Origin of the sequence: Neptunomonas sp. (assembly GCF_016744175.1) — a bacterium.
In the GTDB taxonomy this organism is placed as follows: Bacteria; Pseudomonadota; Gammaproteobacteria; order Pseudomonadales; family Balneatricaceae; genus Neptunomonas.
Genome location: NZ_JADGEV010000011.1, coordinates 69,991 through 96,560, shown reverse-complemented (window position 1 = coordinate 96,560; position 26,570 = coordinate 69,991). Strand labels below are relative to the sequence as shown.

Below are 26,570 nucleotides of genomic sequence, written 5' to 3'. Positions count from 1 at the left end.
GCCCCTGTTTACGTGAGTAAGCAGGGGCTTTTTCGTTTCGAGTATCAGCAATTAGTTAATACTTAGCTTAATGTCCGCATTTTTTAAATAATCTATCTCTTGTTCCAGGTCTGCTTGAGTGAGTGGGTAGTCTGCAAGTACGCCATTTATGATGCTAAGAGTTAGTTTCTTTCCTTCTGCCTTTAATGTGAAAGCAGGGAGCGCAGAGCCGCTACGACTACGATGTAGAATGACGGATAGTCTAAGTAGCACACACAGCCGCTTATAAGCATCTTTACGGCGCTCAGGAAGGTGTTTGTAATCATCTTTTGGAAACTTGCGGCGATTACCCCTTACTAAAAATGCGAGTAACTGCTGCTCCGATTTGGTGAAGCCCGCGAGATCAGAGTGCTGTAGTAAATAAGCGCTGTGTTTATGGAATTGGCTGTGAGCAATAGTAAGGCCAATCTCATGTGTGCGGGTTGCCCAACGCAGCATTTCTTGATGAGACGGTGAGTTAAGGTTCCATGCACTTTTCACTTGAGCCAGTGCTGCTAGCGCAGTGTGCTCTATACGTTGAGCGTGTGCTTCGTCTACACGATAGCGTTTCATTATTGCAGAGATAGAACGCTCTCGAATATCTTCATGGCGCAAACGACCAGCCATATCGTAGAGCAATCCTTCTCGAAGTGCTCCATCAGAGAAACGCATCTCTTTTATGTTAAATGACTGAAAAAGTGCGGTAAGTATTGCGAGCCCTGCAGGCAAAATAGCAGTTCTTTCTGCTTTTACGCCTGCTATTTCTAGTGATGATAACGTATCAAAAGTGAGAATTTTTTTCTTTAACTGTTCTAAGCCTTTGCGCGTGATGCTTTCTTCACTGAAGCCGCAGGCAATACAAGCATTCTTGATTGCTTTAATGGTGCCAGAAGAGCCTACACTCGTGGCCCATCCCGTTTTCTTGTAGCGCTCGCGTATAGACAGCAGCTCACGCATGGCTGCGTGTTCAGCATGTTTGAAGTTCTTTTCATTAATGCGTTCATCACTAAAAAAGTGGCGAGTGTAGCTAACACAGCCCATATGGAGGCTTTCCATTTCGAGAGGCTCAAAATGCTCCCCGATAATACATTCTGTACTGCCGCCGCCAATATCAATAACTAAGCGAGCACCGGTCGTGTTAGCTAAGGTATGAGAGACACCTAAATAGATAAGGCGTGCTTCTTCGCGACCCGCAATAATTTCAATAGGTACTCCGAGAATTTTCTCTGCTTGCTCAGTAAAAGTGTAACTGTTGGCTGCTTCTCGAAGCGCGTTTGTTGCCACGACTTTTACGGCATCATGTGGCAAGTCACTCAATAATTGTGAAAATCGGCTTAAGCAGGTTAAACCTCTACCCATGGCTTCTGCCGAGAGCATTTTATCTGCGCCAATACCCGCGCCAAGTTGTACTTTCTCCGACATGATATCGACAGTCGATAGTTCGCCTTGAGATAGGCGGGCAACAACAATGTGGAAACTGTTGGAGCCTAAGTCGATGGCAGCGAGAAGTGAATCGTCTGATGCCGAATCTATATGGTTTTCTGAATTGTGCATTAAGCTAATCTTCTCTTTAGCGTTAGCGGTGTAAAAACCAAAGAGTAGCAGAACAAAAAGACATATTCAGTGAATTAGCTCAATGAATGAAGAGAGTTCACATTTATTTCACTCAGGTGGTATCATCGAACTTTGTTTTGAAAGCACACAGCGTTTCTGGTGCGTTTGGAGAGGTTAAATGAGCGAAAATATCGTTAATGTTACTGATGCATCTTTTGATGAAGATGTTCTGAAAGCAGACACTGCCGTGTTGGTTGATTATTGGGCAGAGTGGTGTGGTCCGTGCAAAATGATTGCCCCCGTGCTTGAAGAGATCGCTAAGGATTACGAAGGCCGTTTGAAAATTTGTAAACTCAACATCGATGAAAATAGCGAAACGCCACCGAAGTTCGGTATCCGCGGTATTCCAACATTAATGCTGTTTAAAGGCGGAAATGTTGAAGCGACTAAAGTGGGCGCATTGTCTAAATCTCAATTGTCTGCTTTTATCGATTCAAACCTATAAACTAGGCAAAAGTTAGATGAAAACGGAGAAGAAATAGTAATTTTAGTAATTATCTTCTCCGTTTTACTAGACACTAGCAACACAACCTTCTATATTTGATTTGTCTGGCGCTTCTATTCAGTATCTGAGCGTTTCAGTTCTTTACATATACTCTTTCGTATTTCCCCCTTTTCTTAATCATCATCCTACTCAGTTACTCACCTCAAAATATATGAATCTTACCGAATTAAAAACTAAAAGCGTTCCCGATCTTCTCGATATAGCAAAAGAAATGGGCCTAGATAACTTAGCCCGCTCTCGTAAACAAGATGTGATTTTTGCCATCTTGAAAAAACACTCCAAGAGCGGCGAAGATATTCATGGTGATGGTGTGCTGGAAATTCTCCAGGATGGCTTCGGTTTCTTGCGTTCTGCTGACTGCTCTTATCTTGCAGGGCCAGATGATATTTATGTTTCACCTAGCCAGATTAGGCGTTTTAACCTGCGCACAGGTGACACTATTTCCGGTAAAATTCGTCCGCCTAAGGACAGCGAACGATATTTTGCGCTATTAAAAGTTAATGAAATTAACTTTGATCGTCCGGAAAATGCTAAAAATAAAATACTGTTTGAAAACCTGACACCATTATTTGCGCAAAAACGTTTGCGTATGGAGCAAGGTAACGGTAGTACAGAAGACATTACTGCACGTATTCTGGATTTGGTTAGCCCAATGGGTAAAGGTCAGCGTGCTTTGGTGGTATCTCCACCGAAAGCAGGTAAAACCTTGATGCTGCAGAATATTGCTAATAGCATCACACGTAATAATCCTGAGTGTCATCTCATCGTACTGTTGATTGATGAACGCCCAGAAGAAGTAACAGAAATGCAGCGTACAGTGCGCGGAGAAGTGGTGGCATCTACTTTTGATGAGCCTCCATCGCGTCACGTGCAAGTGGCAGAAATGGTTATCGAAAAAGCTAAGCGCTTAACAGAGCATAAGAAGGATGTTGTTATCCTGCTCGATTCTATTACGCGTTTGGCTCGTGCATATAACACGGTTATCCCTTCTTCCGGTAAAGTGCTAACGGGTGGTGTTGATGCACATGCATTAGAGCGTCCTAAGCGTTTCTTTGGTGCGGCACGTAACATCGAAGAAGGCGGTAGTTTGACTATTATTGCTACGGCGTTGGTTGATACTGGCTCTAAAATGGATGAAGTTATCTTTGAAGAGTTTAAAGGTACAGGTAACTCTGAAGTGCACCTAGACAGAAAAACGGCAGAGAAGCGTATCTATCCGGCTATTAATATCCGTCGTTCAGGTACACGTCGTGAAGACTTACTAACCTCTGAAGATGAACTGCAACGTATGTGGATTCTGCGTAAGTTGTTGGATTCCATGGATGACTCTGCAGCAACTGAGTTTGTTATCGACAAGCTTAAAGACTTCAAAACAAATGATGAATTCTTTATGTCGATGCGCCGAAAATAAACTGCTAGATATATGATAAAGGGTGAGCTTGTGCTTGCCCTTTTTTATGGGCAGCTCTACCGGCAAGTTTGCAAGAAACGTTGTAACCGCTTGTATAAATAACGCTTTGTATAAAAAGAGCTTTAATTGATGTCGAATCTCAAATATAAAGACCTACGCGATTTTATGGCTTTGTTAGAAGCTAGAGGCGAGCTTAAGCGCATAAAGCAAGAGATTGATCCTAATCTTGAGATGACGGAGATTTGCGATCGGACTTTGCGAGCAGGTGGGCCAGCACTGCTGTTTGAAAATCCGAAAGGTTATAAATACCCAGTACTGGGCAACTTGTTTGGTACACCTGAAAGGGTTGCACTAGGGATGGGTGAAGAAAGTGTTTCAGCACTACGAGAAGTAGGCAAAGTGCTCGCGATGCTAAAAGAGCCTGAACCTCCTAAAGGCATGAAAGATGCATGGGGCAAGCTCCCCGTGTTTAAGCAAGTGCTAAATATGGGGCCTAAAATTGTCAAAAGGGCTGCCTGTCAGACACATGTGATCGAAGGTGATGATGTTGACTTGAGCACGTTGCCTATTCAGACATGCTGGCCGGGTGATGCCGGCCCCCTAGTAACTTGGCCATTGGTCATTACGCGCGGCCCTAATAAAGAGCGCCAAAACCTTGGGATTTATCGTCAGCAAGTGATCGGAAAAAACAAACTCATTATGCGTTGGTTAGCACATCGTGGCGGTGCGCTCGATTTTCGTGAGTGGAAAGAGGCGCATCCCGGTGAGAATTTCCCCGTAGCTGTTGCTTTAGGTGCTGACCCAGCCACTATTCTTGGTGCTGTCACACCGGTACCTGATACCTTATCTGAATATGCTTTTGCTGGCCTATTACGTGGCGGAAAAACTGAAGTCACAGCATGTATTGGTAGTGATTTGCAGGTGCCTGCCAGTGCTGAATTTATTCTTGAAGGATATATAGCACCTGATGAAATGGCAGATGAAGGCCCGTTTGGAGACCATACCGGATACTATAATGAAGTAGACAGCTTCCCAGTGTTTACCGTTGAGCGTATTACGCATAGAGATACGCCGATCTACCATAGTACCTATACGGGGCGTCCACCTGATGAGCCTGCAATTCTTGGTGTTGCACTAAACGAAGTCTTTGTACCGATTTTGCAAAAGCAGTTTCCTGAAATAGTTGATTTCTATCTGCCGCCAGAAGGGTGTTCCTACCGGATGGCTGTTGTGACTATGAAGAAGCAATACCCTGGGCATGCGAAACGCGTTATGTTGGGTGTATGGTCTTTTTTGCGGCAGTTCATGTATACCAAATTTGTTATTGTTTGTGATGATGATGTAAATGCGCGAGACTGGAATGATGTCATTTGGGCTATTACAACGCGAATGGATCCATCACGTGATACCTTGTTGATTGATAACACACCTATCGACTACTTGGATTTTGCTTCGCCTGTGTCGGGCCTTGGTTCTAAAATGGGTATGGATGCGACCAATAAGTGGCCGGGTGAAACCACGCGTGAGTGGGGCGAGCCTATAGAGATGGACGCGGACGTTAGGCAGCGTGTGGATGAGCTGTGGGATGACCTTGGTATTATGCCTGATGCAGATATGAGTTAGGTGTGAATAAAAAATCGCTGATACAGTTGCGTTTAAATGAGCTGACTCAGCCATTACTGTGCAACCCCGACGAAACGCTACTTCAGGTTGTTGAGCGTTATGGTTATCGTATGCCAAGGAGTTGCCAAAACGGCGTATGCCAAATATGTAAATATACGTTGCTGCAGGGTGAGGCCTTGCAGCGCTATCCAGAACAGCACTTAAAAGCCAGTATCGGCCAGAGTAACGAAGGCGCTGGTATTTTAGGTTTGGCATGTACATCTGTTCCCGTCAGGGATTGTTGGGTAAATATTAAAGGGCTGAAGTGCCCTGGAGAGCAAGAAGTGAAACGTTTGAATTGTGATATTGCGCAAGTTGAAAAGCTTAACAATGATGTTTATAGGGTCTCATTGGTTTTACCCGCCACTGCATCTCAGTCGGTAAGCTATTATGCTGGCCAATATCTCGAAATCGTCATGCCCGATGGGCAGCAGGCTGCATTTTCAATAGGTAGTGCGCCAGAAGCAGGGCGAAATCTTGAGTTGCATGTAAGGCATGCATCCGAGGGTAAGCTATCGACGGCTATTCTTACACATTTGCAGCATTCCAAAAATGTAGAAGTAGAGTTGCCTAAAGGTGACTGCTTTTTACAAGCGGCGAACATTGCTAAAGATCAGACCATTATTTTAGCCGCGGCGAGCACGGGCTTTTCTCAAGTAAAAAGTATGATGGAGCACTTGCTTGCTAGCGGTGTGAAAAACCCAATTCATATTTATTGGGGTGCACGTGTAGCAGCAGATCTCTACCTGCCTGAACTACCAAAGCAGTGGGCTGCAGAAAATGATAATGTGACCTATCACCCCGTTGTGAGTGAGCCAGGAGACAGTTGTGGTTGGACAGGACGTGTTGATCTACTGCCTGATGCAATTAAACATGACTTCGCTACACTTGAGAATGTTGAAGTGTATGCCAGTGGATCACCACCGATGGTCTATGCGCTATTGGATGCGTGTGAAGAAAAGGGCCTGAAGAAGGTGCAGATGCATTCTGATGTATTTGCTTACGCTCCACGCCCAGAAAAATAGTTTTTAATTAGATAGTTCTAATGCGTTTACATAGCCGATCTTTTGATCGGCTTTTTTGTGCGATTTGGTAGAGGCTTCATGCGGGCTCTGTGCAGTACTAAAAGGTGAATAAATAAAAATCCAAGTAGAACTTATAGTGATGAGTTATTAGCTTTGAACTTTAGCGATACACAACATGTCGAAGATGGGGGGTGATAATAAGAATATACTGTTCTTCACGGCCCATCTATCTCTTAGGAAAAAGGATTCCCCATGCGAAAATTACTATTAGGCTTTATTGCCCTGTTCTCTCTTTCATCGGTCGCACTAGCTGATAATGGTCTTATTAGTGTGAAGAGTACTCATGGAGTAAAAGAAACGGCAGACAGACTTGAGGCTGTATTGGTCAAAAAAGGCATGAATGTTTTTGCACGCATTGACCATGCCGGCGGTGCAAAAAAAGTAGATATGCAGTTACGTCCAACCGAGTTGGTTATTTTTGGTAACCCAAAGGTAGGGACGCCACTGATGTTATGTGATCAAAATGCCGCGATTGATCTGCCGCAAAAAGCCCTTATTCATGAAGATGAAGCAGGACAGGTATGGTTTAGCTATAACAATCCTGCATATTTAGCTGAACGTCATCAGTTACAAGAGTGCTCTGCTGTTATTGCTAAAGTAACGGGTGCGCTTAAAAAATTCGCCAAAGCGGCGACACAGCCATAAATTAAATACATAGGCGTTATCGACATAAAAAAACCGGAGCTTATAGGCTCCGGTTTTTTTGTGCACAAAGAGTTGGTTAAGCGTTGCTTGTGCTGTTCTCTGCGGCTTTTTCTTCCGCGGGTGCTTCGTTCTGCTCTTCTGCCGTAGCGGGTAGAGGGATGGGAGATAAGCTACCACCCATCAAGGCCAGTCCATCCTGCATAACACTGAGAGAGCGCTTGCTGTCACCCAAATGCTGCAACACGCGAGTGAGCTCTGTGTAAGTTTCAGGGCGCTTTTCAAGTACTAAACTTTCTTCCAAGTAGTCAACGGCTTTGCCCCACTGTTCGTTGCGCATGGCAAGTCGGCCCAGTGTGAGTTTAAGCGCAGCACTGTCTGGATTCTTTTTCAGCCAGCCTTTGGCTACTTCCAGCTGTTTATGGGCATCTTCACCCTTAATGCGCCCATAAAGATTGACGAGGCTTTCATCCCACTGACGCTTAATTTTGTCTTGTAGGAAGCTTTCGGCTTTATCTTCAGAGCCCGCACTTACTAGCTGTTCTATATAGCGCTGGATCATCTCTTTATCATGGGAAAGCGCAGAAGGTAAGCTTTTCCACTCTTTTGTTAGCGCTTGTAAACGCGTATTGCTGTCGGCTTCTACTGGAAGTTTTTCCAATGTACTGCCTAGCAGTTCTGAGTAACATGTTTGCTCGAGGGCCGCGATTTCATCTTCTTTTAGCACTTTAAGCTTGCGCAACTCTGGGATTAGGTTAGTTAACCCTTGCCAGTCTTGTAAGCGTACATACACGTCTTTTAACAGGCGAAGTACGTAAGTGTGCTTTGGTGCGAGTCTACGCAAGCGTAGCAATGTTGCTAAGCAAGGCTCAAGTTGGCCGCGCTCAAGCTGGATTTGCACTTGAGAAATACCAACAGCAACTTCGGCTTGTGGCACCTTAGTGCGCGCCTTCTGTAAGAGTTCGTCAGCGGCTGTATCTTCACGTAGCTCATGAGCTGCACGCGCTGCTGCAAGGTAGTTAATCAATGGTTGATCAGAATTGTCTGCCGACTGGCTAAGCAAGCGCTGTGCTTTCCACCAACGGCCTTCTGACAGTGCCAATAAACCTTTAAGTGTTTTTCCTTGAGCTTGGCGAGCATCACGACGCTCACGCCATGCGCGGAATTTTCCGGTAGGGAAGCGGGCTTTAAAGAAGATGTTCACGGCCCAGTGCAGAGCAACGAAGCCAAGCGAGAGAACAACCAACAAAACCCAAAGGCTGGTTTCTATGGTGCTCTCGTCATAAGAGATCAACACATAGCCAGGGTCTTTGACCATTTTTTCACCGACCCAGGCTCCTGCAGCGAGAACGGCCAGGAGCAGCAGAAATAATCTTTTCATTACGCTGCTCCTTTTTCCTTAAGTTTAGTGATTTTTAGTAAGTAAGCTTTTAACGCATTGAGTGAGCCGCTAATGTTTGGCATTTCAGGAGAGATCTTTAAATCTTGAAGCTCATTAATACCGCGAAGTATCGCTTGGGTAGTGGCATCTTTTTCTTCAAAGTAGGTGCCAGTCCAATCTTCTGCCTTAATAAGGCTGCGATCAAATGCGATTTGATTTTTCTGAAGAAGTGCTAATTGAGCTTGCTCTAACATCAGATGCAGATTCTGCTGTAAGTAGTAATTCTGCTCAGGAGATAAAAGCGGCTCTATAGGCTCATCGCGATGCTGGACGACGACTAGCTTTTCAACCTTATCGACGGCTTTAGCCCATGACTCTTTTAGTCCGCTTGACCATGTTTCACTCATGACTTCAGGCGAAATTTCTTCGATTAAAGATGGCAGCTTATTCTTATCGGTCAGTGGAACTAAGCGTAGATTGTTTATCTGTTCGCTTAGAGCTGCCAATTTAAGATAGGAGCCTTCTAGGTCAAATGTTGGCACTGACTCAAGGGCAGCAATGTCTGACGCTAGTGTCTTGCGTACCGCATAGATAGAAACATCGTCTGTTTCTTTCAGGATTTTGTCAGCAGACTTCAGTAATGACAATGCACCAGACGAGGTGTTTTCCATTAAAATGCGTTGGTTGGCGAGTCTTAGTAGGTATTCTACTTCGGCCAACAACCAATCTTTACGTGAGTTGGTCTGCTTTGCGGATACTTGCTGAATGCTTTGCGTTAGTCGTGTTTGTAGTTCTTCAATCCCTTTTTGCTCTTTTGAAGACTGGGATTGCAACATGGTTAGATTTTGGTTAACCGATGCCACTTGAGAGCTAACAACTGATTTTGTATCAGTAAGCTGGGTATTTACATTAGCAACAGCTTTTGTAACTTCCTGCTTAAGGTTATCGATGGTTGAGCTATCTTGTTGTTGGCTTTGCATTGATTGCCAATACTGATAACCACTGCCGCCTAGTGCAATAATGGAGATAACTAGGGCGAGCTTTCCTGGCCATGTAGCGCTTTGTTTTTCTTGCGCAGGCATGACCGGAGCTACTGGCGGAGGTGTTGCTTCTTTGGCAGGCTCAGAAATGCTGGGGGTGTCAGCGACGTTGTCTTGGCTTTCAGTTGAAAGCTGTTCTTCTTGTGCTGCTTCAACCACATCGTCTACGTTAGCTTCACTTGCTTTACTAACATCGACTGTTGATTCGTCTACGGTTTGGCCCGCCGGTGCGGTTTTCGACTCGATGACATTATCTACGGTGGTTCTTGTTTTTTTCTCGGTATGTTTCATGCGTTGGCTTCCGAGTCGTTAGCTGAATTTAGCGCCGATACCATGGATAGGTCATCCGGTCCCTGCGCTACCTTGATTCGTGTAAATCCTATGTGTCTTGCCTGATCGGCAATTCGTGCGCTGGGTACTACAAGGTAAAGATGATGTAGTGAATCCGTGCTGAACTGCTTTTGGCGACCTGCTGCAACTGTAACAAAATTGCTAAGGGCCTCGCCACTGGTAATCAGGATAGATGATAAAGGAATGTTATAAATAGTACTTTTGATATGTGTATCATCATATTCTGGGCATTTTCTGTCGTAGAGATTGGCATACTCTACTTCAGCACCTCGCGATGTTAATGTTTCGGCTAACATGGCTCGGCCGCTAGACCCTCGTAGAATAAGAATTTTCTTTCCCTGAATATCGACCAAATCGGGCAGTGTAAGCATGGCTTCAGAGTCAAATCCTGCATTAGAGTAGTGCGCAGGGATGTCTTGATCGTTTAATATTTGAGCCGTTTTTTTGCCAACAGCATACCAATCAATTCCAACAGGTGTTTGTGGCCAGAATTGGTCGATCCATTCCAGTGCTTGGTGCGCTGCGTTAGGGCTGATACAAATGATGATGGCGTATTGATCCAAATTCATCATTTGGTTTCTGAGCAATGAATATCGAGAGTCGGTTTCGCTAATTGGGCATATTTCAAGCGCAGGTAAATGTGCAGGGTTAGCACCGCACTCTTTGAGGAGCTTTATTAGCGGTGCCGCTTGATGCGCGGGGCGAGTCACTAACACTCGTTGGTTTTGTAGAGAGGGAAGGTTAGCCCTTGTTGGTTGCATAGACTTCGCTCAGGATTTTATCGGCACCGGCTTCTAAAAGGCGCTCTGCTACCGTTATACCGATGCTTTCGCATTGATCGGGGTGCCCTCGTAACTCGTCACGCAAAACAGTTGTGCCATCGGGGCGCGCAACCAAGCCGCGTAAATAGATTTCATCTTGTGCTTCATTTAACGTCGCATGACAAGCAATAGGTACCTGACAACCTCCTTCTAAGCGCTTATTTAAAGCACGTTCAGCAAGGACACACCAGGCAGTAGGCTGGTGATGTAATGGCGCAAGTAATGCAATGGTTTCAGCATCATCAAGGCGACATTCTATGCCAACGGCGCCTTGTCCACCGGCGGGTAAACAAATGTCATCGGGTAGTTCGCTACGAATACGCTCTGCTAGTTTAAGGCGAAGTAAGCCTGCTGTTGCAAGAATGATAGCGTCGTATTGGCCTTCATCCAGTTTTCTCAAACGTGTCTGAACATTGCCCCGCAGGTCTTGAATCTCAAGGTCTGGACGTTGTTCTTTTATCAGTGATTGGCGTCGTAAAGATGATGTTCCAACAATGGCTCCCTGAGGTAGATCAGAAAGCGAGTTGAATTTGTTGGAGACAAAGGCGTCGGTTGGTTTTTCGCGAGGGCAAATAACCGTCAGACCAAGGCCTTCTGGGAACTCCATCGGGACATCTTTCATGGAATGCACGGCGATATCGGCTCTGTTTTCAAGCATGGCGACTTCGAGCTCTTTAACAAATAACCCTTTACCACCCACTTTCGCCAAAGGCGTATCAAGAATCTTGTCACCCCGAGTTGTCATGCCCAACAATTCAACCTGAATACCTGGATGGTGCTTCTCCAGCTCAGCTTTTACATACTCAGCTTGCCAAAGTGCTAATAGGCTTTTTCGGGTCGCGATGCGCACAACTTTTTTCAGCATATTCCAGTCCTAAAGTGAAAATGACAATGGGCCTAACTAGGCGAATGCAGCGATTGTAACAGATCATTTCGTTTCTGGGTCTTTGCATATATCAAGAGAACACGCATTGGGTGCCAAAACTGATATAATCCCTCGCAAATTTAGGCCAGAACGGTCTGTTTAGTTTCTTTAGTGAGGTCCTGAGTATGAGCAATAAAACCAACCAGCAGTGGGGTGGTCGTTTTAATGAACCAACAGATGCGTTTGTGGCACGCTTTACAGCGTCAGTTGAGTTTGACCAACGTATGTATCGACAAGATATTCAGGGTTCGGTTGCTCATGCCACAATGTTGACGGAAGCAGGTGTACTGACGGTTGCTGAGCGTGACATGATTATCCAAGGATTATCTGAAATCAGTACAGACATCGAAGAAGGGCGCTTTGAGTGGTCGATTGAGCTTGAAGACGTCCATATGAACATTGAAGCAGCGCTCACGGCTAAAATTGGCATTACGGGTAAGAAGTTACATACAGGGCGTTCGAGAAATGACCAGGTAGCTACCGATATTCGCCTATATCTGCGTGATGAGATCGATCTGATTTTGGTTGAAATCACGCGCTTACAACAGGGTTTGTTAGGACTTGCTGAGCAAGAAGCCGATACTATCATGCCTGGTTTTACACACTTGCAAACAGCTCAGCCAGTGACGTTTGGGCATCACTTAATGGCATGGTTTGAAATGCTTAGCCGTGACTACGACCGCTTTGTGGACACGCGTAAGCGTGTCAATATTATGCCTTTGGGTGCTGCGGCATTGGCGGGTACTACTTACCCGATTCAGCGTGAAATTACATGTAAATTATTGGGCTTTGATGCTCCTGCTGAAAACTCTTTAGATGCCGTATCTGATCGTGATTTTGGTATTGAATTTTGCGCAGCTTCTAGTCTTTTGTTAATGCACATGACACGCATGTCAGAAGAGCTGGTGTTGTGGACCTCTGCTCAGTTTAATTTTATTAATCTGCCAGATCGTTTCTGCACGGGCTCGTCTATTATGCCGCAGAAGAAAAATCCAGATGTTCCTGAGCTGGTTCGTGGGAAAAGTGGCCGTGTTTACGGCCATCTCTTCAGTTTGTTAACGTTGATGAAATCGCAACCGTTGGCTTACAACAAAGATAACCAAGAAGATAAAGAGCCGCTATTCGATACCATTGATACCGTAAAAGGCTGTTTGCGTGCATATGCAGATATGGTGCCTGCGCTTGAGTCACGTAAAGAGTATATGCGTGAAGCGGCTCTGCGTGGTTTCTCCACGGCGACTGATTTAGCTGACTACCTTGTACGAAAAGGTATGCCGTTCCGTGATGCGCATGAAGTGGTCGGTAAGTCTGTTGCTTATGGAATAGAAACGGGCAAGGACTTGGGCGAGATGAGCTTAGCTGAATTACAGGCTTTTTCAGAGACGATTGCTGACGACGTGTTTGAAGTTCTGACACTCGAAGGGTCGATTGCTGCACGTAACCATATTGGCGGTACGGCCCCTGCTCAGGTAAGAGCAGCGGTTAAACGTGGGCTGTCTAAACTGAAGGGTAGAGAGGTGTAACTTACATCGTTATCAATGGCGCTAAGTGAAGGCTTTAGTATGGCTGGTACAAAATATGTACAGCTATTACACTAGCGCTTTGCGCTAATGCGAGTATAGGGATGTATGCAATCAGAAAGTTCATGCCTTGCCTAAAGGTTAATCGAGCTAACTCAAGGCTTGAGGAAGATATCATGATGGTCCAAGGCGCTTTAGGTGTCTTGGCTATCTTTCCATTCGCGGTTTGCCGGATCCTACAGGGCGAGTGGGTCATGGTTATTCTTGATGTTCTGATTGTTTCAGGAATTGTGTCGTTAGGTATTTATGGCCGTAATGGCGAAAATTTTAAAACAGTAAGTACGTTGTTTACCTTGATGTACACTAGCGGCATGTTAGCTGTGGTGTTGATAAAAGGCCCAGATATGCTGTTCTGGGCTTATCCTACTGCGATTGGCGGCTATTTTATGGTACGCCTCAAGGTCGCTATCAGTATAAGTATCTTCTCTGCCGTTGCTATTAGTGCTTTAGTTTATGAGTCGCTTTCCGGGATTCAGTTATCTGGATTTATAGTGACCTACACTCTTGTGTGTCTTTTTTCGTACTTTTTTGCAGCACGAATGAAACAAGATAAACGGCGGTTAGCGGAGCAGGCAACCATTGATCCTTTGACGGGAGCAAACAATCGCAGGGCTCTGGATGATGCGATAGAAAGCCGAGTGTCGCTTTATTCGAGAAGGGCTGCTCCGGTTTCTATTGTGATTATTGATATTGATTATTTTAAGCGAATAAATGATGAATACGGACATGCCGTAGGTGATCTGTTTTTACGGCGTTTTGTAGAATTTTTAAATAGTGTCGTGCGCAAAAGTGAAGTGCTGTTCCGTTTCGGAGGAGAGGAATTTGTGCTGTTAGCAGAAGGGAGCTTAGAGGAGGCTAATAATCTATCTGAGCAAATTCGCGGTGCGTTTGAGAATACGCGATTGATTCCAGACCATCCCGTCACTATGTCTATTGGTGTTGCTGAACTAGGCAAGAATGAAGCAGCACGTGAGTGGATGAAAAGAGCAGATGATGCTTTATATTTGGCTAAGTCCTTAGGTAGAAATCGAGTATGTTTGGCCCCCCCATCAGATAGCTCGGTTGAGCAAACAATTAATGCCTCGGAAGCCTCTGTGTAGCCACGTCTGGCGGGATGTGGTTACACAGAGTGCCTTGTTAATTGAGTGTTATATCAACCATAAGGTCACTGGCAATAGACTCTATTGCACTTTGAAGGTCATCAAAGTTTAGGCTTTCTGGCGCTAATAATTGGGCTTCTGCTTTAAAGAGCAATTCGGCAGACATTGACCCAGAGACTAATTCTGTTGATAAACTTTCAACATTGATGTGCCGCTGCGCTAATGCTTGTGATATCTCGCGAACAATACCGGGTTTGTCGTGGCCAATTAGTGCTAAGGTGAAAGCCTGTAGTGTGTCAGGCCTGTCTTGATCATTAGCTGTTTCAGCCACTATTTTGAGGCCTGTATCTTCTAGCTTCTCTAATGCACTTATTAAAGTAGAGGCCTTTTCTTTAGGTACTTTGATAACCAAAATGCCTGCAAACTTTCCTCCGAGTCGAGATAGGGCCGACTCTAGCCAGTTACCGTCATGAGCAGCAATAGTTTGAGATAAGCTTTCAACCAATCCGGGTTTGTCTGGCCCGATGACTGTTAGTATTAAAGAGGTCATATAGCGGGTTCCTTCTATAAAGGTATAATCGAAAAGTTAAGATGTTAATTTCGAATATTTAGAGTAGTACATAAATATGTTATCAGTTCTTAGTGCTTTGTGGCCGGTTTTTGCAATATTAATGTTGGGGTTTATTGCTCGTAGAATAGGTTTTCCTGGCAATGGTTTTTGGGAGCCCGCCGAAAAGCTAACATACTTTGTATTGTTTCCGGTATTGCTAGTTAATAAGCTGGGTTCTGCAGATATAACAGGAGTGTCTATCGTAGATATTGCAGTTGCTATTATATTGCTGCTCTTGATAGGTACTGCTATATGTTTTGCTCTGCGCTACTGGATGGGATTGTCAGCAGGAGGCTTTACCTCGTTTTATCAAGGTTCTGTTCGATTTAATACCTATGTGGGGCTTGCGTCTGTAAGCACGCTTTATGGCAGTGAGGCTGTTGCTTTATCGGCTGTTGTTATTGCGTTCATGATCCCGTTACTAAATGTGCTGAGTATTATTGTTTTTTCTACCCAGTTGGGCCACAAGCAAGGCGTGAAGGGAGTAGTTTTGGCGCTATTAAAAAACCCATTAATTATTAGTTGTATGCTGGGCATTATATTAAACGTCAGCAGTATTGGTGTCCCATCTCCCATTGGTTCTGTATTGAGTTTGTTGGGAAGTATGGCGCTTCCATTAGGATTATTGGCTGTTGGTGCCGGTTTGAATTTACAGGCTTTACGAGCCGTTCAGTCGGCTGTTTGGATCTCGTCATTAATTAAGTTGATCGTTTTTCCATTAGTTATGTTTGGAATTTGTTTTTTTATGGAACTTTCTTCTTTCACAACAGGTCTCTTACTAGTCTTTGCTGCTGTACCAACAGCACCTTCAGCTTTTATTTTAGCTCGACAGCTTGGGGGAGATGCAGAAATGATGGCGGCAATTATTACTGGGCAGGTAGTTTTATCGATACTGACACTGCCAATTATGCTGGGGATACTGTCCTAACGTGACGAAATAGTTAAAATGTTTCGAAAATCGCTAAAAATCCTGAAAATTTTATGATTTATAGCAAGTAATGTGCTCTTTTTAGCGTAATATTAGGGTTTATGGCTATAATGCTAATTAAGGACTTAGTTATTTATGCATCTATGGAAGGCGCGTTTTAATTTGTGTATCGATAGAGTGTAGTTAAATTAGGTTATTTATAATAAATATAGAGATTCTATGAAGAAAGGTCCTGATTTAGTAATGGTAATAGTAATGGTGTTTGTCGTAGGTTCTGTTTTGACAGGCGTTTTTTCCCAGACTGACTTTCAATTTGCATCGTTGGTGGAGCAAGTTTTTAACCGTCAAGGTTGATGTTTTTACTGGGTTTAAAATACGACTTATGATTTCTGATAATTTTGTCAGGGTGGTAGCTTTCTCAGTAAAATAATATTGATAGTCATGTTTCTAATATTTATATGCTTGTTGTAGCGTGTATATCGGTTATTTATAAGCAAGATTATTTGTCGCATTCATTATATAAAGACAATGAATGCATCAATGTTATAAATATACTGTGTTTATATTAAAGTGAATGGACCAGTATCTCTTTTTAGTAATATCCGTGATCGGTCACTACTGCTGTTAATGGTACATCCCAGCTTTCAATGGGTAATTTTTCAACTTCTTGTAAATGATGCGCAAGCCCGATTAACCGTGGCTTTTGGGCGTTGAACTGTTTAATAAAACTGAACGTCCGGTCATAGTATCCGCCTCCCATGCCTAATCGGCCTCCTTTGTTATCGAATGCGACGAGCGGTAATAATACGGTATCTAGCATTTTAGCTGGACGAATAAACCGGTAGGGCGCTTTGGGTTCTAAAATACCGTAAATGTTCCGTGTCATTGGTGTATGTTTTGTGTACTTAACAAACCAAAGGCGGTTATGAGATAAGGGGTGTAATACGGGCAGGTAGACGTTTTTTTTCATTGTCCAACACCATTGGACAATGGGTGTTGGATCTAACTCACCATCATTTGGTAGGTAAAGTGCTATATGTTTGGATTGATGAATTAAAGGAAGCTTTTTGATCTCGACTAACAACTTAAGTGCTGCTATCGCTTGTTGCTTGGACGTTAAGGTACGACGCTTTTTGCGCATTGACTGGCGAAGTGTTGAGCGTGCGTCCATTTATGAAAAGACTCCCCAAGATGCCGTTACTGGTTGTGGCCCTGAACCCGAAGGTTCAAGGAGGAGATCTCCGAAGTGTATAAGGCTTTCCGAAGACGGACATGCACACAACACTCACTAGAAAAATCCATACTGGTAATTATCGGCTCGAGGGACGTAACCAATTGACGAACACCTCAGGGAGCCAGATCATTATAACGTGTTTAGCGTTAAAGTCAGCTCTTGTATTTTCTTTATATTCTGCTAAGGGCTCTTAACTGGTTGAAAAACATGCAGTTAATCTGATATTTGAGTCATGTCATTGGCTTTCGCTATGTTTTATCAGTGACTTATCAATTTTTTGGCTGAGCACCTGGATGCGTTCTTCTATTTTTTCTTGTTGCTGGGCTTTGTTTTGTAATAGCTCATGGGAAAGGTTTAATGCGGTCATGACTGCAACGCGCTCCAACCCCAATACTTTACCTGCGTCACGGATTTCTCGCATTTTTTTATCTAGGTAATCCGCTGAAACAAAGAGTTCTGCTTCTGACCCTTCAGGGCACCCAATCAAGTACTCTTTATCCATTATTTTGATGGCGACTTTGTGCCCGGCGTCGTTGCTCATGAGCTTTGCTCCAGTGTCTTCATGCGTTGAATCATCTTTTCAACTTGCACGCGTGTTTGATCGTTTACTTGGAGAAGGCGAGCTTTTTCCTGTCTGGCTTGTAATCCAGTGGCCTTCAGGTGCTGGTTTTCCAGTTCAAGTTCCTCGCAACGAGCGAGTAGTTGATCAATTTTTTGTTCAAGTGCAATAAAATAATGGTCTGTCATTCGGGAATCCAACATAAAATCTAAAGTGGACTATAAACAGGCTCTCGTAGAGGGTCAATCGAGTCTGCATAGCTCTGTATAGATTACAATGCTAGGATAATCAAAATATTTCGACATATATGTCAGCAAAACGCTATTAGAGAAGAGTAACGATGCCAGAAGTGAGTGAAGAGCTAATTGGTTTTGATGCGGTAGCCAATTTACTTGTATCAGAGAATGTTTTCATTATTTCACCATCTGAATTGCATGGTTTGTTGGCAGGGCAGTTATCCTCTGGTGCGCGAATGGCCCCGGATATCTGGCTGAGCACAGTTGCTGAGCTACTCGAATTAGATGGGCTTACGCAAGAAACCAGTAAGGTTGGACTGGTTGGGTTGTATCAGCAAACACTAGGGCAAATGGAGAGCTTTAGTTTAGAGCTTTCTATGTTGCTACCAGATGATGACGCTACCCTCGCACAGAGGGTCGAGTCGCTAGGTCGTTGGTGTCAAGGTTTCATGACAGGGTTTGGTTATCAGGGAAAGCAAACTGATAAATCGTTATCTGATGAAGCAAAAGATGTATTACGGGATTTATCGGAAATTTCGCAGGTAGCAAATGAAGTTGATGATGGTGAAGATAGCGAAGCAGACTTGATGCAACTCGAAGAGTATGTCCGTATGGCTGTTTTGATGTTGTTTTCTGAATGTAATGCTTCAAGCGATGCCCTGAGTAACGTTGATACACCTAAAATGCACTAAGTGGATAACCAAAAATGAAGCAGCCATCTATTCAGCAGCGTGAGTTTGCTGATCGCCGTGAACGACTTGCAGCACAGTTACCCATTAATAGTGCGGTTATTGTTCCTTCAGCAAAGTTGCAGCACCGAAATAGTGATGTGGAATCTCCGTTTAGACAGGATAGCGACTTCTATTATTTGAGTGGTTTCGATGAGCCCGAAGCGTTAATCGTGATAGTGAAAGATCAGGCTGTCGTTACGTACCATCTTTTTTGTCAGCCCCGTGATCCTGAAATGGAAATTTGGAATGGTTATCGTTCCGGGCCTGAGGGTGTGAAAATAGATTTCTTGGCTGATAAAGCGTTTTCTATAGAGGAGGTTGATGAGCGGTTGCCGGAGTTGCTGGATGGCATTGACTCCATCCACTTCTGTATGGGTACGTGTTACCAAACGGAGTCTCGTGTTGAGAGTTGGTTAACGTCAATGCGAAAAAAGCGCCGGCAGGGCGTGACAGTTCCCTCTCGCCTCATCGAGCTGAGCTCTGTGCTGCATGAGATGCGCCTTATTAAATCGGTACAAGAAATTGAAGTGATGCGTTCGGCTGGTGAAATATCTGCGCAGGCACATGTGCGTGCAATGCAGATATGCTGTCCTGGCTTGATGGAATATCAGCTTGAAGCAGAAATCATTCATCACTTTATGCAAAATGGGTGTCGTCTACCTGCTTACTCAAGCATTGTTGGTGGAGGAAAAAATGGGTGTGTTTTGCATTATGTCTCGAATAACTCAATGCTGAGAGAAGGTGATCTTGTACTGATCGATGCGGGTTGTGAAACGGACTATTATGCGGGTGATATTACTCGTACTTTCCCAGTGAATGGACGTTTTAATGATGCTCAGCGAGCCCTTTATGAGTTGGTCCTCAAGGCCCAAATGGCATGTATAGAAGAGCTTAAACCGGGTATTCCTTGGGAGCAAACTCATGACACTTCAGTCAGAGTGATCACTGAAGGATTAGTTGAGCTGGGCTTGCTAAAAGGAAATGTGGGTGAATTAATTGATTGTGGTGCTTACAAGGCATTTTATATGCACCGCTTAGGCCATTGGCTCGGTATGGATGTGCATGATGTGGGCGATTATAAAGTTGCCGGAGAGTGGCGATTATTAGAGCCCGGGATGGTGATGACTGTTGAGCCGGGTATCTATGTTGCTCCGGATAATGAAAACGTAGATGCGCGCTGGCGCGGTATAGGCATTCGTATAGAAGATGATGTTTTGATTACTGATAATGGTTGTGAGGTGCTGACAGGCCTGGTACCAAAAACGGTTGATGAAATTGAGACATTGATGGCTACAACGAGACATTGATGAATACACACTACGATATAGTTATTATTGGCGGTGGAATGGTTGGGGCTAGCTTAGCGGCTGCCTTGTTACCGGTGGTTGATGAGCTCAATTTGCAGATTGCAGTTGTTGAGCCAATGCCGATGCCAACGGACGATTTATCTCATTATCAGCCTAGCTATGATGCGAGGGCTACGGCGTTGTCTTATGGCACGCGTAGGCTTTATGAACAGATGGGTGTGTGGAAAGCGATCTCTGCTCATGTTTCTGCTATTCAGCGTATTCATGTTTCTGATAAGGGGCATTTTGGCGCGACACGTTTACGTGCTGAAGAAGAGAACGTACCGGCATTAGGCTATGTTGTTGAAAATCATTGGATGGGGCGTAGTTTACTTAATCACATTACAACTCATCAGTATGCAGAAAGGCTGACTTATTGCTGCCCTGCTGAAGTGAAAAATGTAACGCCCATCGAAAAAGGTATGCTGCTTGATATCCTTATGGATGGTAAGTTAATTCAAGTGTCATCTGATTTGGTCGTGGTGGCTGATGGGGGGCGCTCAGAGCTGCGTGAGAAGTTGGGGATTAGCTATCAACAAGTAATCTATGAGCAACATGCTGTCGTTGCCAATATTAGCCCTGATAGGCTACATCAAAATATTGCATATGAGCGATTTACGGATACAGGCCCTTTGGCGTTGCTGCCACTGCAAGATCAAGACGGCATGGCTCGTTGCGGTTTAGTGTGGACGGTGCCAAATGAGGAGTTAGAAGCTGTTATGGCACTAGACGATGACGTGTTTCTTGCGCGTATTCAGGAGCGTTTTGGTTACCGAGCCGGACGCTTTGTGCATGCAGGTAAACGCTTTAGTTATCCGCTTAAATTAGAATTAGCCGATGAGCAGGTGCGACCTGGGTTGGCTGTATTAGGCAATGCTGCGCATGCTTTGCACCCTATTGCTGGCCAAGGATATAACTTGGCTTTACGGGGTGTTGTTGATTTGGCGCAGCATATTATTGAAGCGCGTCGTTGCTGTGTCTCTGTAGGAGATATTTCAGTGCTACAGGCTTACCATCAAGCACGTGTCACCGACCAGCAGCGAACCATTGGTTTGAGTGATAAAACGATGAAATTATTCTCAAATCGTAACCCTGCGTTAGCGCTAGGACGTGATCTCGGTTTGCAGTTGATGGATGTATGCCCTCCAATTAAAACGCTTTTTGCGCGTGCTGCCATGGGCTTAGATGTGCCCGCTCCTCGTTTGAAATAAGGTGGACGAAATGACTGTAAAAACAGCTGATATCGTCATTGTAGGCGGTGGTATGGTAGGTGTGACTGCCGCATTAGCATTAGCCGAATCCGGTTTGTATGTTGTATTGCTAGAAAATAAAGAATTTGATTTGGCGTTGCTTACTCATGATGTGACTGAGCAGATGAAAGCGGGATATGATCCTCGAGTAAGCGCTTTGACATGCGCTTCACAGCAACTATTAGAAAATGTGGGTGCATGGTCTTATATGCAAGAGCTTCGTATTAGCCCATACACTGATATGGATGTGTGGGATGGCGAAGGCAGTGGTCATATACATTTCTCTTCAAGAGATCTACATGAGCTTGCGCTAGGGCATATAGTAGAGAATAGAGTTACAGTTGCTGCGTTGTATGCAGCGGCACGACAGGTGGGTAACCTGAACTTAGTGACGGGGGCAACGGTTGTGCAGTTGACCGCGCCGGAAAGAGCTAAAGATAGTTGTTATCGAACACTGATCTGTGAAGATGGAACGCAATGGCGTGCGAAATTAGTAGTTGCTGCTGATGGCGCTATGTCAAAAGTCCGACAGCTCGCTTCTATACCTATGTGGGAATGGGATTACGGGCACCATGCAATTGTTACTACAGTGCGCACTGAAAAACCTCATCAAGAAACGGCGTGGCAAAGATTCACTGATGATGGCCCATTAGCTTTTTTGCCGCTGGGTGATCCGCACTACTGTTCTATTGTTTGGTCTACATCACCTGATCGAGCGGCTTCACTATATGAGCTAGATCATGATGCGTTTTGTGTTGCGTTGGCACGTGAATTTGAAGCACGTTTAGGTAGTGTTGAATGGTCAGATCAGCGTCATGTTTTCCCACTTAGGCAGCGTCATGCGAAATATTATGTACAGGCTGGGTTAGCGGTAATCGGCGATGCGGCACATACAATTCATCCCTTGGCTGGACAGGGTGTTAATTTAGGTTTGATGGACGCTGCTGCTCTTGCTGAGCAGATTTTATCAGCGAATGCTCGTGGTGAAGAAATAGGAAGTGAGGCTGTTCTGAAACGCTTTCAGCGCCAACGACAGAGTGCTAATTTAAAAATGTCAGCGAGTATGGAAGCATTCAAACAGCTTTTTGGGCACCAGCAGCCGTTCCTAAAGCTGGTGCGCAATATGGGTATGAATACATTAAATCGATTATCACCACTTAAACAGCATGTTGTGATGCAGGCCATGGGTTTAAGTGGCGATGTGCCTGCGCTGGCGAGAAGACCGGTAGATCAAGGCTAGCAGGTCGCATTGATGCATTTTGCTATACTAAGAGATAAATGTGTTTAGGCATAAGTCGTAGGTAGGGCATTAGAATGCCATCAAAGATTGATCTAGCATTCAAATCCCTATAAATTAACATCCCTTTTTTCTGCATCCAGCTATGGGTTAGTCGTATGTATATCGGCTGTTGATGTAGTAACAATCGATAACAACAAGAGTTTTATAACGATGGCTAATAAAACCGCTTTATATGATCAGCACCTGGCCATGGGTGCAAAAGTTGTTGATTTTGGCGGCTGGGATATGCCGCTAAATTACGGTTCTCAGATTGAAGAGCATAAAATGGTCCGCACAGCGGCGGGTATGTTTGATGTCTCGCATATGACGATTGTCGATGTGACCGGTGCTGACGCCTCTGAATACCTTCGTTATCTGTTAGCGAATGATGTGGCACGTTTAGATGTTAAGGGCAAAGCGCTGTACAGCGGAATGCTAAACGAAGATGGTAATGTTATAGATGACCTGATTGTTTATCGGATGACCGATCCTCATGTGCCGGGTGAGTGGTTCCGTGTTGTTGTAAATTGCGCTACTCGTGAGAAAGATCTTCGTTGGATGGCTGAACAAACAGCGCATTTTGATGTGGCTTTGATTGAACAGCCAGAGCTTTCAATGGTTGCTGTACAGGGGCCTGAAGCCATAGCTAAAGTTAAGTCTGTATTGAATGAGTCGCGCGGTCGGTTAATTGACGGATTAAGTCTGTTTCAAGGGCTGGAGTCTGAAGGTTGGTTTATTGCCAGAACGGGTTATACCGGTGAAGATGGTTTAGAAATTGTTATCCCTGAAGATGAGATATCTGAATTTTGGCAAGCCTTAGCGGAAGCCGGTGTCGCACCTTGTGGCTTGGGTGCGCGAGATACTTTACGTCTTGAAGCGGGTATGAACTTATACGGTGCAGACATGGATGAGACAGTTTCTCCGCTCGTTTCAGCGATGGGGTGGACTGTTGCATGGGAGCCAGAAAATCGTGATTTTTGTGGTCGTGCTGCACTAGAAGCAGAAAAAACAGCGGGCGTTACCCAAAAGTTGGTGGGGCTGGTGATGGATTCTCGAGGTGTCTTGCGGGGGCATCAACAAGTTATTGTGGAAGGTGCGGGTGAAGGAGAAATTACCAGCGGTACTTTTTCGCCTACACTGAACGTGTCTATTGCTTTGGCGCGTGTTCCTGTGGGAACAAAAGATCAGGCGATGGTTGATATTCGTGGGAAGCACGTCGCCGTGAAAGTGGTGCGTCCTCCCTTTGTCCGTAATGGCAAAAAAGTATTTTCTTAACCCTAGTGTAGGAATCGGGAATATGAGTGATATTCGTAACGAATTAAAATATGTAGCTAGTCATGAGTGGGTTCGTGTTGAAGGTGATGGGTCTGTAACCATCGGTATTACCGATCATGCACAAGACTTGTTAGGCGATGTTGTTTTTGTTGAACTTCCTGAAGAAGGTGCTGAAGTTGAAACGGGGGATGATGCGGGTGTTGTTGAGTCCGTAAAAGCCGCTTCAGATATTTATGTTCCCCTTTCTGGTGAGATTATTGCTGTTAACGAGCTACTGGAAGACTCTCCTGAGCTTGTGAATAGTGATCCTTATGGAGATGGTTGGTTTTTCCGTATTAAGCTTTCTGATACAGCAGAACTAGATGGCTTGTTAGATGCTCAAGCCTATGGGGAATTATGTGAGGATGAATCCTGATCGATTCATACGCCACATCGGTGTAAGCTATACCGATTGATTGATTCACTGTCCCGGCACTTGGCCGGGACAGTCATTTTTACTGTTTATAGAGATTACCATGTCATTAAATACGCTTATTCTCAACCAAGGTGCAGAGCGCCGATTACGTGCGGGCCATGTTTGGATATACAGTAACGAGGTCGATAATAAGCGCACGCCAATTAAGTCATTTCAATTGGGCGAACAGGTTTTAGTTGAAGCAAGCAACGGAAAATCGCTAGGTGTTGCTTATGTGAATCCTAATACATTGATTTGTGGTCGTCTGTTATGTCGGGATACTAAACTGAGATTGGATCGATCATTGTTAGTTCATCGTATCAACATTGCACTGTCGTTACGTGAGGCATGTTTTGACAAGCCTTGTTATCGTCTTGTTTTTGGCGACAGTGACGGTTTACCAGGACTGGTAATTGACCGTTATTTTGATATTTTTGTTGTTCAAATTTCTACTGCAGGTATGGAAGCCGTAGTTGATGAAATTATTTCAGCACTGAATAAAGTCTTTACACCGCAAGCTATTGTGCTGCGTTGTGATGGCAAAATGCGTAGCACTGAAGGTTTGGAAAGTTACATCGAGGTGGCGCAAGGCGAAGTACCTGAATTATGCCCGTTTGAAGAAAATGGGGTGTCTCTTTTGGCTCCGGTGTTGACGGGACAAAAAACAGGCTGGTTTTATGATCACCGCAACAACCGTGCAGCTATGCAAAAGCATGTGGCAGGTAAGCGTGTATTGGATCTGTTTAGTTACGTTGGCGGCTGGGGAGTACAAGCTTTAGCTGCGGGTGCAACTGAAGTTATGTGTGTGGATGCTTCTGAAACAGCTTTGGATGTGGCATTAGAAAATGCGCGACTGAATGATGCAGAAGATCGTTTTGTAGCGGTACAGGGGGATGCGTTTGATGCTTGTAAAGCCTTGATCCATGATCAGGAAAAGTTCGATGTCGTTATCGTTGACCCGCCAGCGTTTATTCAGAGGCGTAAAGATATTAAAAATGGTGAGCGTGCTTACTCACGAATTAATAACTTAGCGATGCGCTTGTTAGACCGCAATGGTGTGTTGGTGAGTGCTTCATGTTCAATGCACCTTGAGCGTGCAAATCTTGTAGATATTATTCGTGCAAATGCTCGTGAGCTAGATCGAACGGCGCAAATTTTTGACCAAGGGCATCAAGGTGCCGACCATCCTGTGCATCCGGCGATTCCTGAAACGGATTACCTGAAATCATTTTGTGTCAGAGTATTGCCAAGTAGTTAACCATTAAGGGAAGTACGCATGCATTATCACACACTGGGAAATAGTGATCTTAAGGTAAGCCGGATCTGTTTAGGAACCATGACGTTTGGTGAGCAAAACAGTGAAGCTGAGGCTCACCAAATGCTAGATTATGCTGTTTCTCAGGGGGTGAATTTTCTGGACCTGGCTGAAATCTACCCAGTACCAACGTCTGTAAAGACGCAAGGGTTGACTGAGCAGTATGTTGGTAGCTGGATGAAACTGCGAGGGAATAGAGAGCAGTTGGTGGTAGCGACTAAAGTGTCTGGACCAGCAGATATGGTGAGTTATCTGCGCAAGAATATCTGTTTTGATAGTCGTAATATCCGTATGGCAGTTGAAGGAAGCTTGCAGCGCTTACAAACGGATTACATTGATCTTTACCAGTTGCATTGGCCTGATCGTAAAACCAATTTTTTTGGTCAGCTAGGCTATCAGCATGATGCGTCCAAAGATGGAGTGCCACTTCTGGAAACCTTGCGAGTTTTAAAGGAACTGGTAGATGAGGGTAAGGTGCGTTATATCGGCCTGTCGAATGAATCACCCTGGGGTGTAATGACCTTTCTTAAATATGCTGAGATGTATGATTTGCCCAGGGTTATATCAGTGCAGAACCCTTATAGCTTATTAAATCGCACGGATGAAATTGGTTTGGCAGAAGTACTGCAGCGTGAGGGTGTAGATATGCTGGCTTATTCACCCTTAGGATTTGGCGTACTTTCAGGTAAGTACCTTAATGAGCAGCGTCCAGTAGGTGCGCGGCTTACTTTGTTTCCAAGCTATGCTCGTTATATTAAACCTAACGGGATTAGGGCAACTCAGGCTTATGTGGATTTGGCAAATAAGCATGGCGTTAAACCTGTTCAGATGGCACTTGCTTATGTAAACAGCAGACCTTTTGTGGGGGCCAGTGTTATCGGCGCTACTAGCATGGAGCAACTTAAAGATAATGTCGCTTCTGATAACGTAGTTTTGAGCGATGAGCTGTTGCGAAGCATTGAGTGCATCCATGATGATAATCCTAACCCTAGTCCATAGTGGTCTGGGCTTTCTTATGTGCTTGTGAGCCTGAAAAGGGAGTGTTTTATCAGCGATATTTGCATGCTCATTAAGGTGATAGACAAATACAAATTTTACTCGTGCAGGAAGTCAGCTATAGTTAATTAATATAGCCTGAACTTGCTTGGTGCAAACTCGGAGGTTTGTGCTAGTTAAGGTGGAATATTACCGTAGCAAAATAGGGACTTTGTGATGCGG

At 44.5% G+C, this 26,570-nt stretch carries 26 protein-coding genes and 1 other RNA gene; 17 read left to right on the top strand and 10 right to left on the bottom strand.

From position 1 onward, the window contains the following. Positions 1–51: 51 nt before the first annotated feature. The gene (gene ppx, locus QZZ55_RS07310; RefSeq protein WP_293266663.1) at positions 52–1,572 is read right to left on the bottom strand and encodes an exopolyphosphatase; all 1,521 of its coding nucleotides are present in this window, start codon (positions 1,570–1,572) and stop codon (positions 52–54) included. A 178-nt stretch (positions 1,573–1,750) separates the two neighbouring features. On the opposite strand from ppx, the gene trxA reads away from it, so the two are divergent. From trxA to QZZ55_RS07285, 5 genes are all read left to right on the top strand, one after another. After that, positions 1,751–2,077, top strand: coding sequence for a thioredoxin TrxA (gene trxA / locus QZZ55_RS07305; protein WP_028470566.1), 327 nt, complete (start codon positions 1,751–1,753; stop codon positions 2,075–2,077). A gap of 211 nt (positions 2,078–2,288) precedes the next feature. Further along, positions 2,289–3,548, top strand: a complete 1,260-nt coding sequence (gene rho, locus QZZ55_RS07300; RefSeq protein WP_293266662.1) for a transcription termination factor Rho — start codon at positions 2,289–2,291, stop codon at positions 3,546–3,548. A gap of 129 nt (positions 3,549–3,677) precedes the next feature. Further along, positions 3,678–5,171, top strand: coding sequence for a 4-hydroxy-3-polyprenylbenzoate decarboxylase (gene ubiD / locus QZZ55_RS07295; RefSeq protein ID WP_293266661.1), 1,494 nt, complete (start codon positions 3,678–3,680; stop codon positions 5,169–5,171). A gap of 2 nt (positions 5,172–5,173) precedes the next feature. After that, positions 5,174–6,235 (top strand): 2Fe-2S iron-sulfur cluster-binding protein, encoded by a 1,062-nt coding sequence (locus QZZ55_RS07290; protein ID WP_293266660.1) that lies wholly within the window; start codon positions 5,174–5,176, stop codon positions 6,233–6,235. Between the two features lie 252 nt (positions 6,236–6,487). Then, positions 6,488–6,940, top strand: a complete 453-nt coding sequence (locus QZZ55_RS07285) for a DUF302 domain-containing protein (RefSeq protein ID WP_293266659.1) — start codon at positions 6,488–6,490, stop codon at positions 6,938–6,940. A 76-nt stretch (positions 6,941–7,016) separates the two neighbouring features. Here QZZ55_RS07285 and QZZ55_RS07280 read toward each other — a convergent pair whose 3' ends face one another. Genes QZZ55_RS07280 through hemC form a run of 4 tightly spaced genes read right to left on the bottom strand, consistent with a single transcriptional unit; the run spans position 7,017 to position 11,395 of the window. After that, positions 7,017–8,318 carry a heme biosynthesis HemY N-terminal domain-containing protein gene (locus tag QZZ55_RS07280; protein WP_293266658.1) on the bottom strand — a complete coding sequence of 434 codons (1,302 nt, stop codon included), beginning with the start codon at positions 8,316–8,318 and terminating at the stop codon, positions 7,017–7,019. Further along, positions 8,318–9,649, bottom strand: coding sequence for a uroporphyrinogen-III C-methyltransferase (locus QZZ55_RS07275; RefSeq protein WP_293266657.1), 1,332 nt, complete (start codon positions 9,647–9,649; stop codon positions 8,318–8,320). Before QZZ55_RS07275 ends, QZZ55_RS07280 begins: the two co-directional genes overlap by 1 nt. Then, positions 9,646–10,470 (bottom strand): uroporphyrinogen-III synthase, encoded by an 825-nt coding sequence (locus QZZ55_RS07270; protein WP_293266656.1) that lies wholly within the window; start codon positions 10,468–10,470, stop codon positions 9,646–9,648. Before QZZ55_RS07270 ends, QZZ55_RS07275 begins: the two co-directional genes overlap by 4 nt. Beyond that, entirely contained in the window at positions 10,451–11,395 is a 945-nt protein-coding gene (gene hemC / locus QZZ55_RS07265) for a hydroxymethylbilane synthase (RefSeq protein ID WP_293266655.1), read from the bottom strand. The genes QZZ55_RS07270 and hemC overlap by 20 nt, the downstream gene beginning before the upstream one ends. Positions 11,396–11,580: 185 nt before the next feature. Here hemC and argH point away from each other — a divergent pair, with 185 nt between their 5' ends. Together argH and QZZ55_RS07255 are read left to right on the top strand one after the other, a co-directional pair. Continuing rightward, positions 11,581–12,978, top strand: coding sequence for an argininosuccinate lyase (gene argH / locus QZZ55_RS07260; RefSeq protein WP_293266654.1), 1,398 nt, complete (start codon positions 11,581–11,583; stop codon positions 12,976–12,978). Between the two features lie 173 nt (positions 12,979–13,151). After that, complete coding sequence (locus QZZ55_RS07255; protein WP_293266653.1) at positions 13,152–14,135, top strand: GGDEF domain-containing protein; 984 nt, start codon at positions 13,152–13,154, stop codon at positions 14,133–14,135. A gap of 37 nt (positions 14,136–14,172) precedes the next feature. Here the strand turns inward: QZZ55_RS07255 and QZZ55_RS07250 are convergent, their stop codons facing one another. Further along, positions 14,173–14,685 (bottom strand): ACT domain-containing protein, encoded by a 513-nt coding sequence (locus QZZ55_RS07250; protein WP_293266652.1) that lies wholly within the window; start codon positions 14,683–14,685, stop codon positions 14,173–14,175. A 76-nt stretch (positions 14,686–14,761) separates the two neighbouring features. On the opposite strand from QZZ55_RS07250, the gene QZZ55_RS07245 reads away from it, so the two are divergent. Beyond that, positions 14,762–15,673 carry an AEC family transporter gene (locus tag QZZ55_RS07245; protein ID WP_293266651.1) on the top strand — a complete coding sequence of 304 codons (912 nt, stop codon included), beginning with the start codon at positions 14,762–14,764 and terminating at the stop codon, positions 15,671–15,673. 219 nt (positions 15,674–15,892) lie between these two features. After that, on the top strand, positions 15,893–16,027 hold the full coding sequence (locus tag QZZ55_RS07240; RefSeq protein WP_293266650.1) for a hypothetical protein: 135 nt from the start codon (positions 15,893–15,895) through the stop codon (positions 16,025–16,027). A 238-nt stretch (positions 16,028–16,265) separates the two neighbouring features. Here QZZ55_RS07240 and QZZ55_RS07235 read toward each other — a convergent pair whose 3' ends face one another. The 4 genes from QZZ55_RS07235 to QZZ55_RS07220 form a co-directional block, all read right to left on the bottom strand. After that, entirely contained in the window at positions 16,266–16,844 is a 579-nt protein-coding gene (locus QZZ55_RS07235; RefSeq protein ID WP_293266649.1) for a 5-formyltetrahydrofolate cyclo-ligase, read from the bottom strand. Between the two features lie 8 nt (positions 16,845–16,852). Then, a non-coding RNA gene (ssrS, locus tag QZZ55_RS07230) (6S RNA) lies at positions 16,853–17,030 on the bottom strand. A gap of 112 nt (positions 17,031–17,142) precedes the next feature. Further along, positions 17,143–17,448, bottom strand: a complete 306-nt coding sequence (locus tag QZZ55_RS07225) for a cell division protein ZapA (protein ID WP_293266648.1) — start codon at positions 17,446–17,448, stop codon at positions 17,143–17,145. Beyond that, entirely contained in the window at positions 17,445–17,654 is a 210-nt protein-coding gene (locus QZZ55_RS07220; protein WP_028470550.1) for a hypothetical protein, read from the bottom strand. Before QZZ55_RS07220 ends, QZZ55_RS07225 begins: the two co-directional genes overlap by 4 nt. Before the next feature lie 152 nt (positions 17,655–17,806). On the opposite strand from QZZ55_RS07220, the gene QZZ55_RS07215 reads away from it, so the two are divergent. The 8 genes from QZZ55_RS07215 (at position 17,807) to QZZ55_RS07180 (ending at position 26,351) form a co-directional block, all read left to right on the top strand. Continuing rightward, positions 17,807–18,394, top strand: coding sequence for a UPF0149 family protein (locus QZZ55_RS07215; RefSeq protein ID WP_293266647.1), 588 nt, complete (start codon positions 17,807–17,809; stop codon positions 18,392–18,394). 14 nt (positions 18,395–18,408) lie between these two features. Next, entirely contained in the window at positions 18,409–19,740 is a 1,332-nt protein-coding gene (gene pepP, locus QZZ55_RS07210; RefSeq protein WP_293266646.1) for a Xaa-Pro aminopeptidase, read from the top strand. Next, the gene (ubiH, locus tag QZZ55_RS07205; RefSeq protein ID WP_293266645.1) at positions 19,740–20,990 is read left to right on the top strand and encodes a 2-octaprenyl-6-methoxyphenyl hydroxylase; all 1,251 of its coding nucleotides are present in this window, start codon (positions 19,740–19,742) and stop codon (positions 20,988–20,990) included. The genes pepP and ubiH overlap by 1 nt, the downstream gene beginning before the upstream one ends. A 10-nt stretch (positions 20,991–21,000) precedes the next feature. Next, positions 21,001–22,269 carry an FAD-dependent monooxygenase gene (locus QZZ55_RS07200; protein WP_293266644.1) on the top strand — a complete coding sequence of 423 codons (1,269 nt, stop codon included), beginning with the start codon at positions 21,001–21,003 and terminating at the stop codon, positions 22,267–22,269. A gap of 210 nt (positions 22,270–22,479) precedes the next feature. Beyond that, positions 22,480–23,583 carry a glycine cleavage system aminomethyltransferase GcvT gene (gene gcvT, locus QZZ55_RS07195; RefSeq protein ID WP_293266643.1) on the top strand — a complete coding sequence of 368 codons (1,104 nt, stop codon included), beginning with the start codon at positions 22,480–22,482 and terminating at the stop codon, positions 23,581–23,583. A gap of 22 nt (positions 23,584–23,605) precedes the next feature. Then, a complete protein-coding gene (gene gcvH, locus QZZ55_RS07190; RefSeq protein WP_293266642.1) occupies positions 23,606–23,998 on the top strand; it encodes a glycine cleavage system protein GcvH in 393 nt (130 codons plus the stop codon). A gap of 100 nt (positions 23,999–24,098) precedes the next feature. Continuing rightward, a complete protein-coding gene (locus tag QZZ55_RS07185) occupies positions 24,099–25,295 on the top strand; it encodes a class I SAM-dependent rRNA methyltransferase (protein WP_293266641.1) in 1,197 nt (398 codons plus the stop codon). Positions 25,296–25,313: 18 nt separating this feature from the next. After that, entirely contained in the window at positions 25,314–26,351 is a 1,038-nt protein-coding gene (locus QZZ55_RS07180) for an NADP(H)-dependent aldo-keto reductase (RefSeq protein ID WP_293266640.1), read from the top strand. Positions 26,352–26,570: the final 219 nt, after the last annotated feature.

What these genes read in the sequence shown, in the direction of transcription:
- QZZ55_RS07285 (WP_293266659.1), top strand. Translation starts at nt 6,488, where the DNA reads ATGCGAAAATTACTATTAGGCTTTATTGCCCTGTTCTCTCTTTCATCG.
- gcvT (WP_293266643.1), top strand. Translation starts at nt 22,480, where the DNA reads ATGGCTAATAAAACCGCTTTATATGATCAGCACCTGGCCATGGGTGCA.
- QZZ55_RS07250 (WP_293266652.1), bottom strand. Translation starts at nt 14,685, where the DNA reads ATGACCTCTTTAATACTAACAGTCATCGGGCCAGACAAACCCGGATTG.
- ppx (WP_293266663.1), bottom strand. Translation starts at nt 1,572, where the DNA reads ATGCACAATTCAGAAAACCATATAGATTCGGCATCAGACGATTCACTT.
- trxA (WP_028470566.1), top strand. Translation starts at nt 1,751, where the DNA reads ATGAGCGAAAATATCGTTAATGTTACTGATGCATCTTTTGATGAAGAT.
- gcvH (WP_293266642.1), top strand. Translation starts at nt 23,606, where the DNA reads ATGAGTGATATTCGTAACGAATTAAAATATGTAGCTAGTCATGAGTGG.
- ubiH (WP_293266645.1), top strand. Translation starts at nt 19,740, where the DNA reads ATGAATACACACTACGATATAGTTATTATTGGCGGTGGAATGGTTGGG.
- QZZ55_RS07275 (WP_293266657.1), bottom strand. Translation starts at nt 9,649, where the DNA reads ATGAAACATACCGAGAAAAAAACAAGAACCACCGTAGATAATGTCATC.
- QZZ55_RS07235 (WP_293266649.1), bottom strand. Translation starts at nt 16,844, where the DNA reads ATGGACGCACGCTCAACACTTCGCCAGTCAATGCGCAAAAAGCGTCGT.
- QZZ55_RS07280 (WP_293266658.1), bottom strand. Translation starts at nt 8,318, where the DNA reads ATGAAAAGATTATTTCTGCTGCTCCTGGCCGTTCTCGCTGCAGGAGCC.
- QZZ55_RS07245 (WP_293266651.1), top strand. Translation starts at nt 14,762, where the DNA reads ATGTTATCAGTTCTTAGTGCTTTGTGGCCGGTTTTTGCAATATTAATG.
- ubiD (WP_293266661.1), top strand. Translation starts at nt 3,678, where the DNA reads ATGTCGAATCTCAAATATAAAGACCTACGCGATTTTATGGCTTTGTTA.
- rho (WP_293266662.1), top strand. Translation starts at nt 2,289, where the DNA reads ATGAATCTTACCGAATTAAAAACTAAAAGCGTTCCCGATCTTCTCGAT.
- QZZ55_RS07255 (WP_293266653.1), top strand. Translation starts at nt 13,152, where the DNA reads ATGATGGTCCAAGGCGCTTTAGGTGTCTTGGCTATCTTTCCATTCGCG.
- QZZ55_RS07220 (WP_028470550.1), bottom strand. Translation starts at nt 17,654, where the DNA reads ATGACAGACCATTATTTTATTGCACTTGAACAAAAAATTGATCAACTA.
- QZZ55_RS07200 (WP_293266644.1), top strand. Translation starts at nt 21,001, where the DNA reads ATGACTGTAAAAACAGCTGATATCGTCATTGTAGGCGGTGGTATGGTA.
- QZZ55_RS07270 (WP_293266656.1), bottom strand. Translation starts at nt 10,470, where the DNA reads ATGCAACCAACAAGGGCTAACCTTCCCTCTCTACAAAACCAACGAGTG.
- pepP (WP_293266646.1), top strand. Translation starts at nt 18,409, where the DNA reads ATGAAGCAGCCATCTATTCAGCAGCGTGAGTTTGCTGATCGCCGTGAA.
- QZZ55_RS07180 (WP_293266640.1), top strand. Translation starts at nt 25,314, where the DNA reads ATGCATTATCACACACTGGGAAATAGTGATCTTAAGGTAAGCCGGATC.
- QZZ55_RS07215 (WP_293266647.1), top strand. Translation starts at nt 17,807, where the DNA reads ATGCCAGAAGTGAGTGAAGAGCTAATTGGTTTTGATGCGGTAGCCAAT.
- QZZ55_RS07225 (WP_293266648.1), bottom strand. Translation starts at nt 17,448, where the DNA reads ATGAGCAACGACGCCGGGCACAAAGTCGCCATCAAAATAATGGATAAA.
- QZZ55_RS07185 (WP_293266641.1), top strand. Translation starts at nt 24,099, where the DNA reads ATGTCATTAAATACGCTTATTCTCAACCAAGGTGCAGAGCGCCGATTA.
- hemC (WP_293266655.1), bottom strand. Translation starts at nt 11,395, where the DNA reads ATGCTGAAAAAAGTTGTGCGCATCGCGACCCGAAAAAGCCTATTAGCA.
- argH (WP_293266654.1), top strand. Translation starts at nt 11,581, where the DNA reads ATGAGCAATAAAACCAACCAGCAGTGGGGTGGTCGTTTTAATGAACCA.
- QZZ55_RS07240 (WP_293266650.1), top strand. Translation starts at nt 15,893, where the DNA reads ATGAAGAAAGGTCCTGATTTAGTAATGGTAATAGTAATGGTGTTTGTC.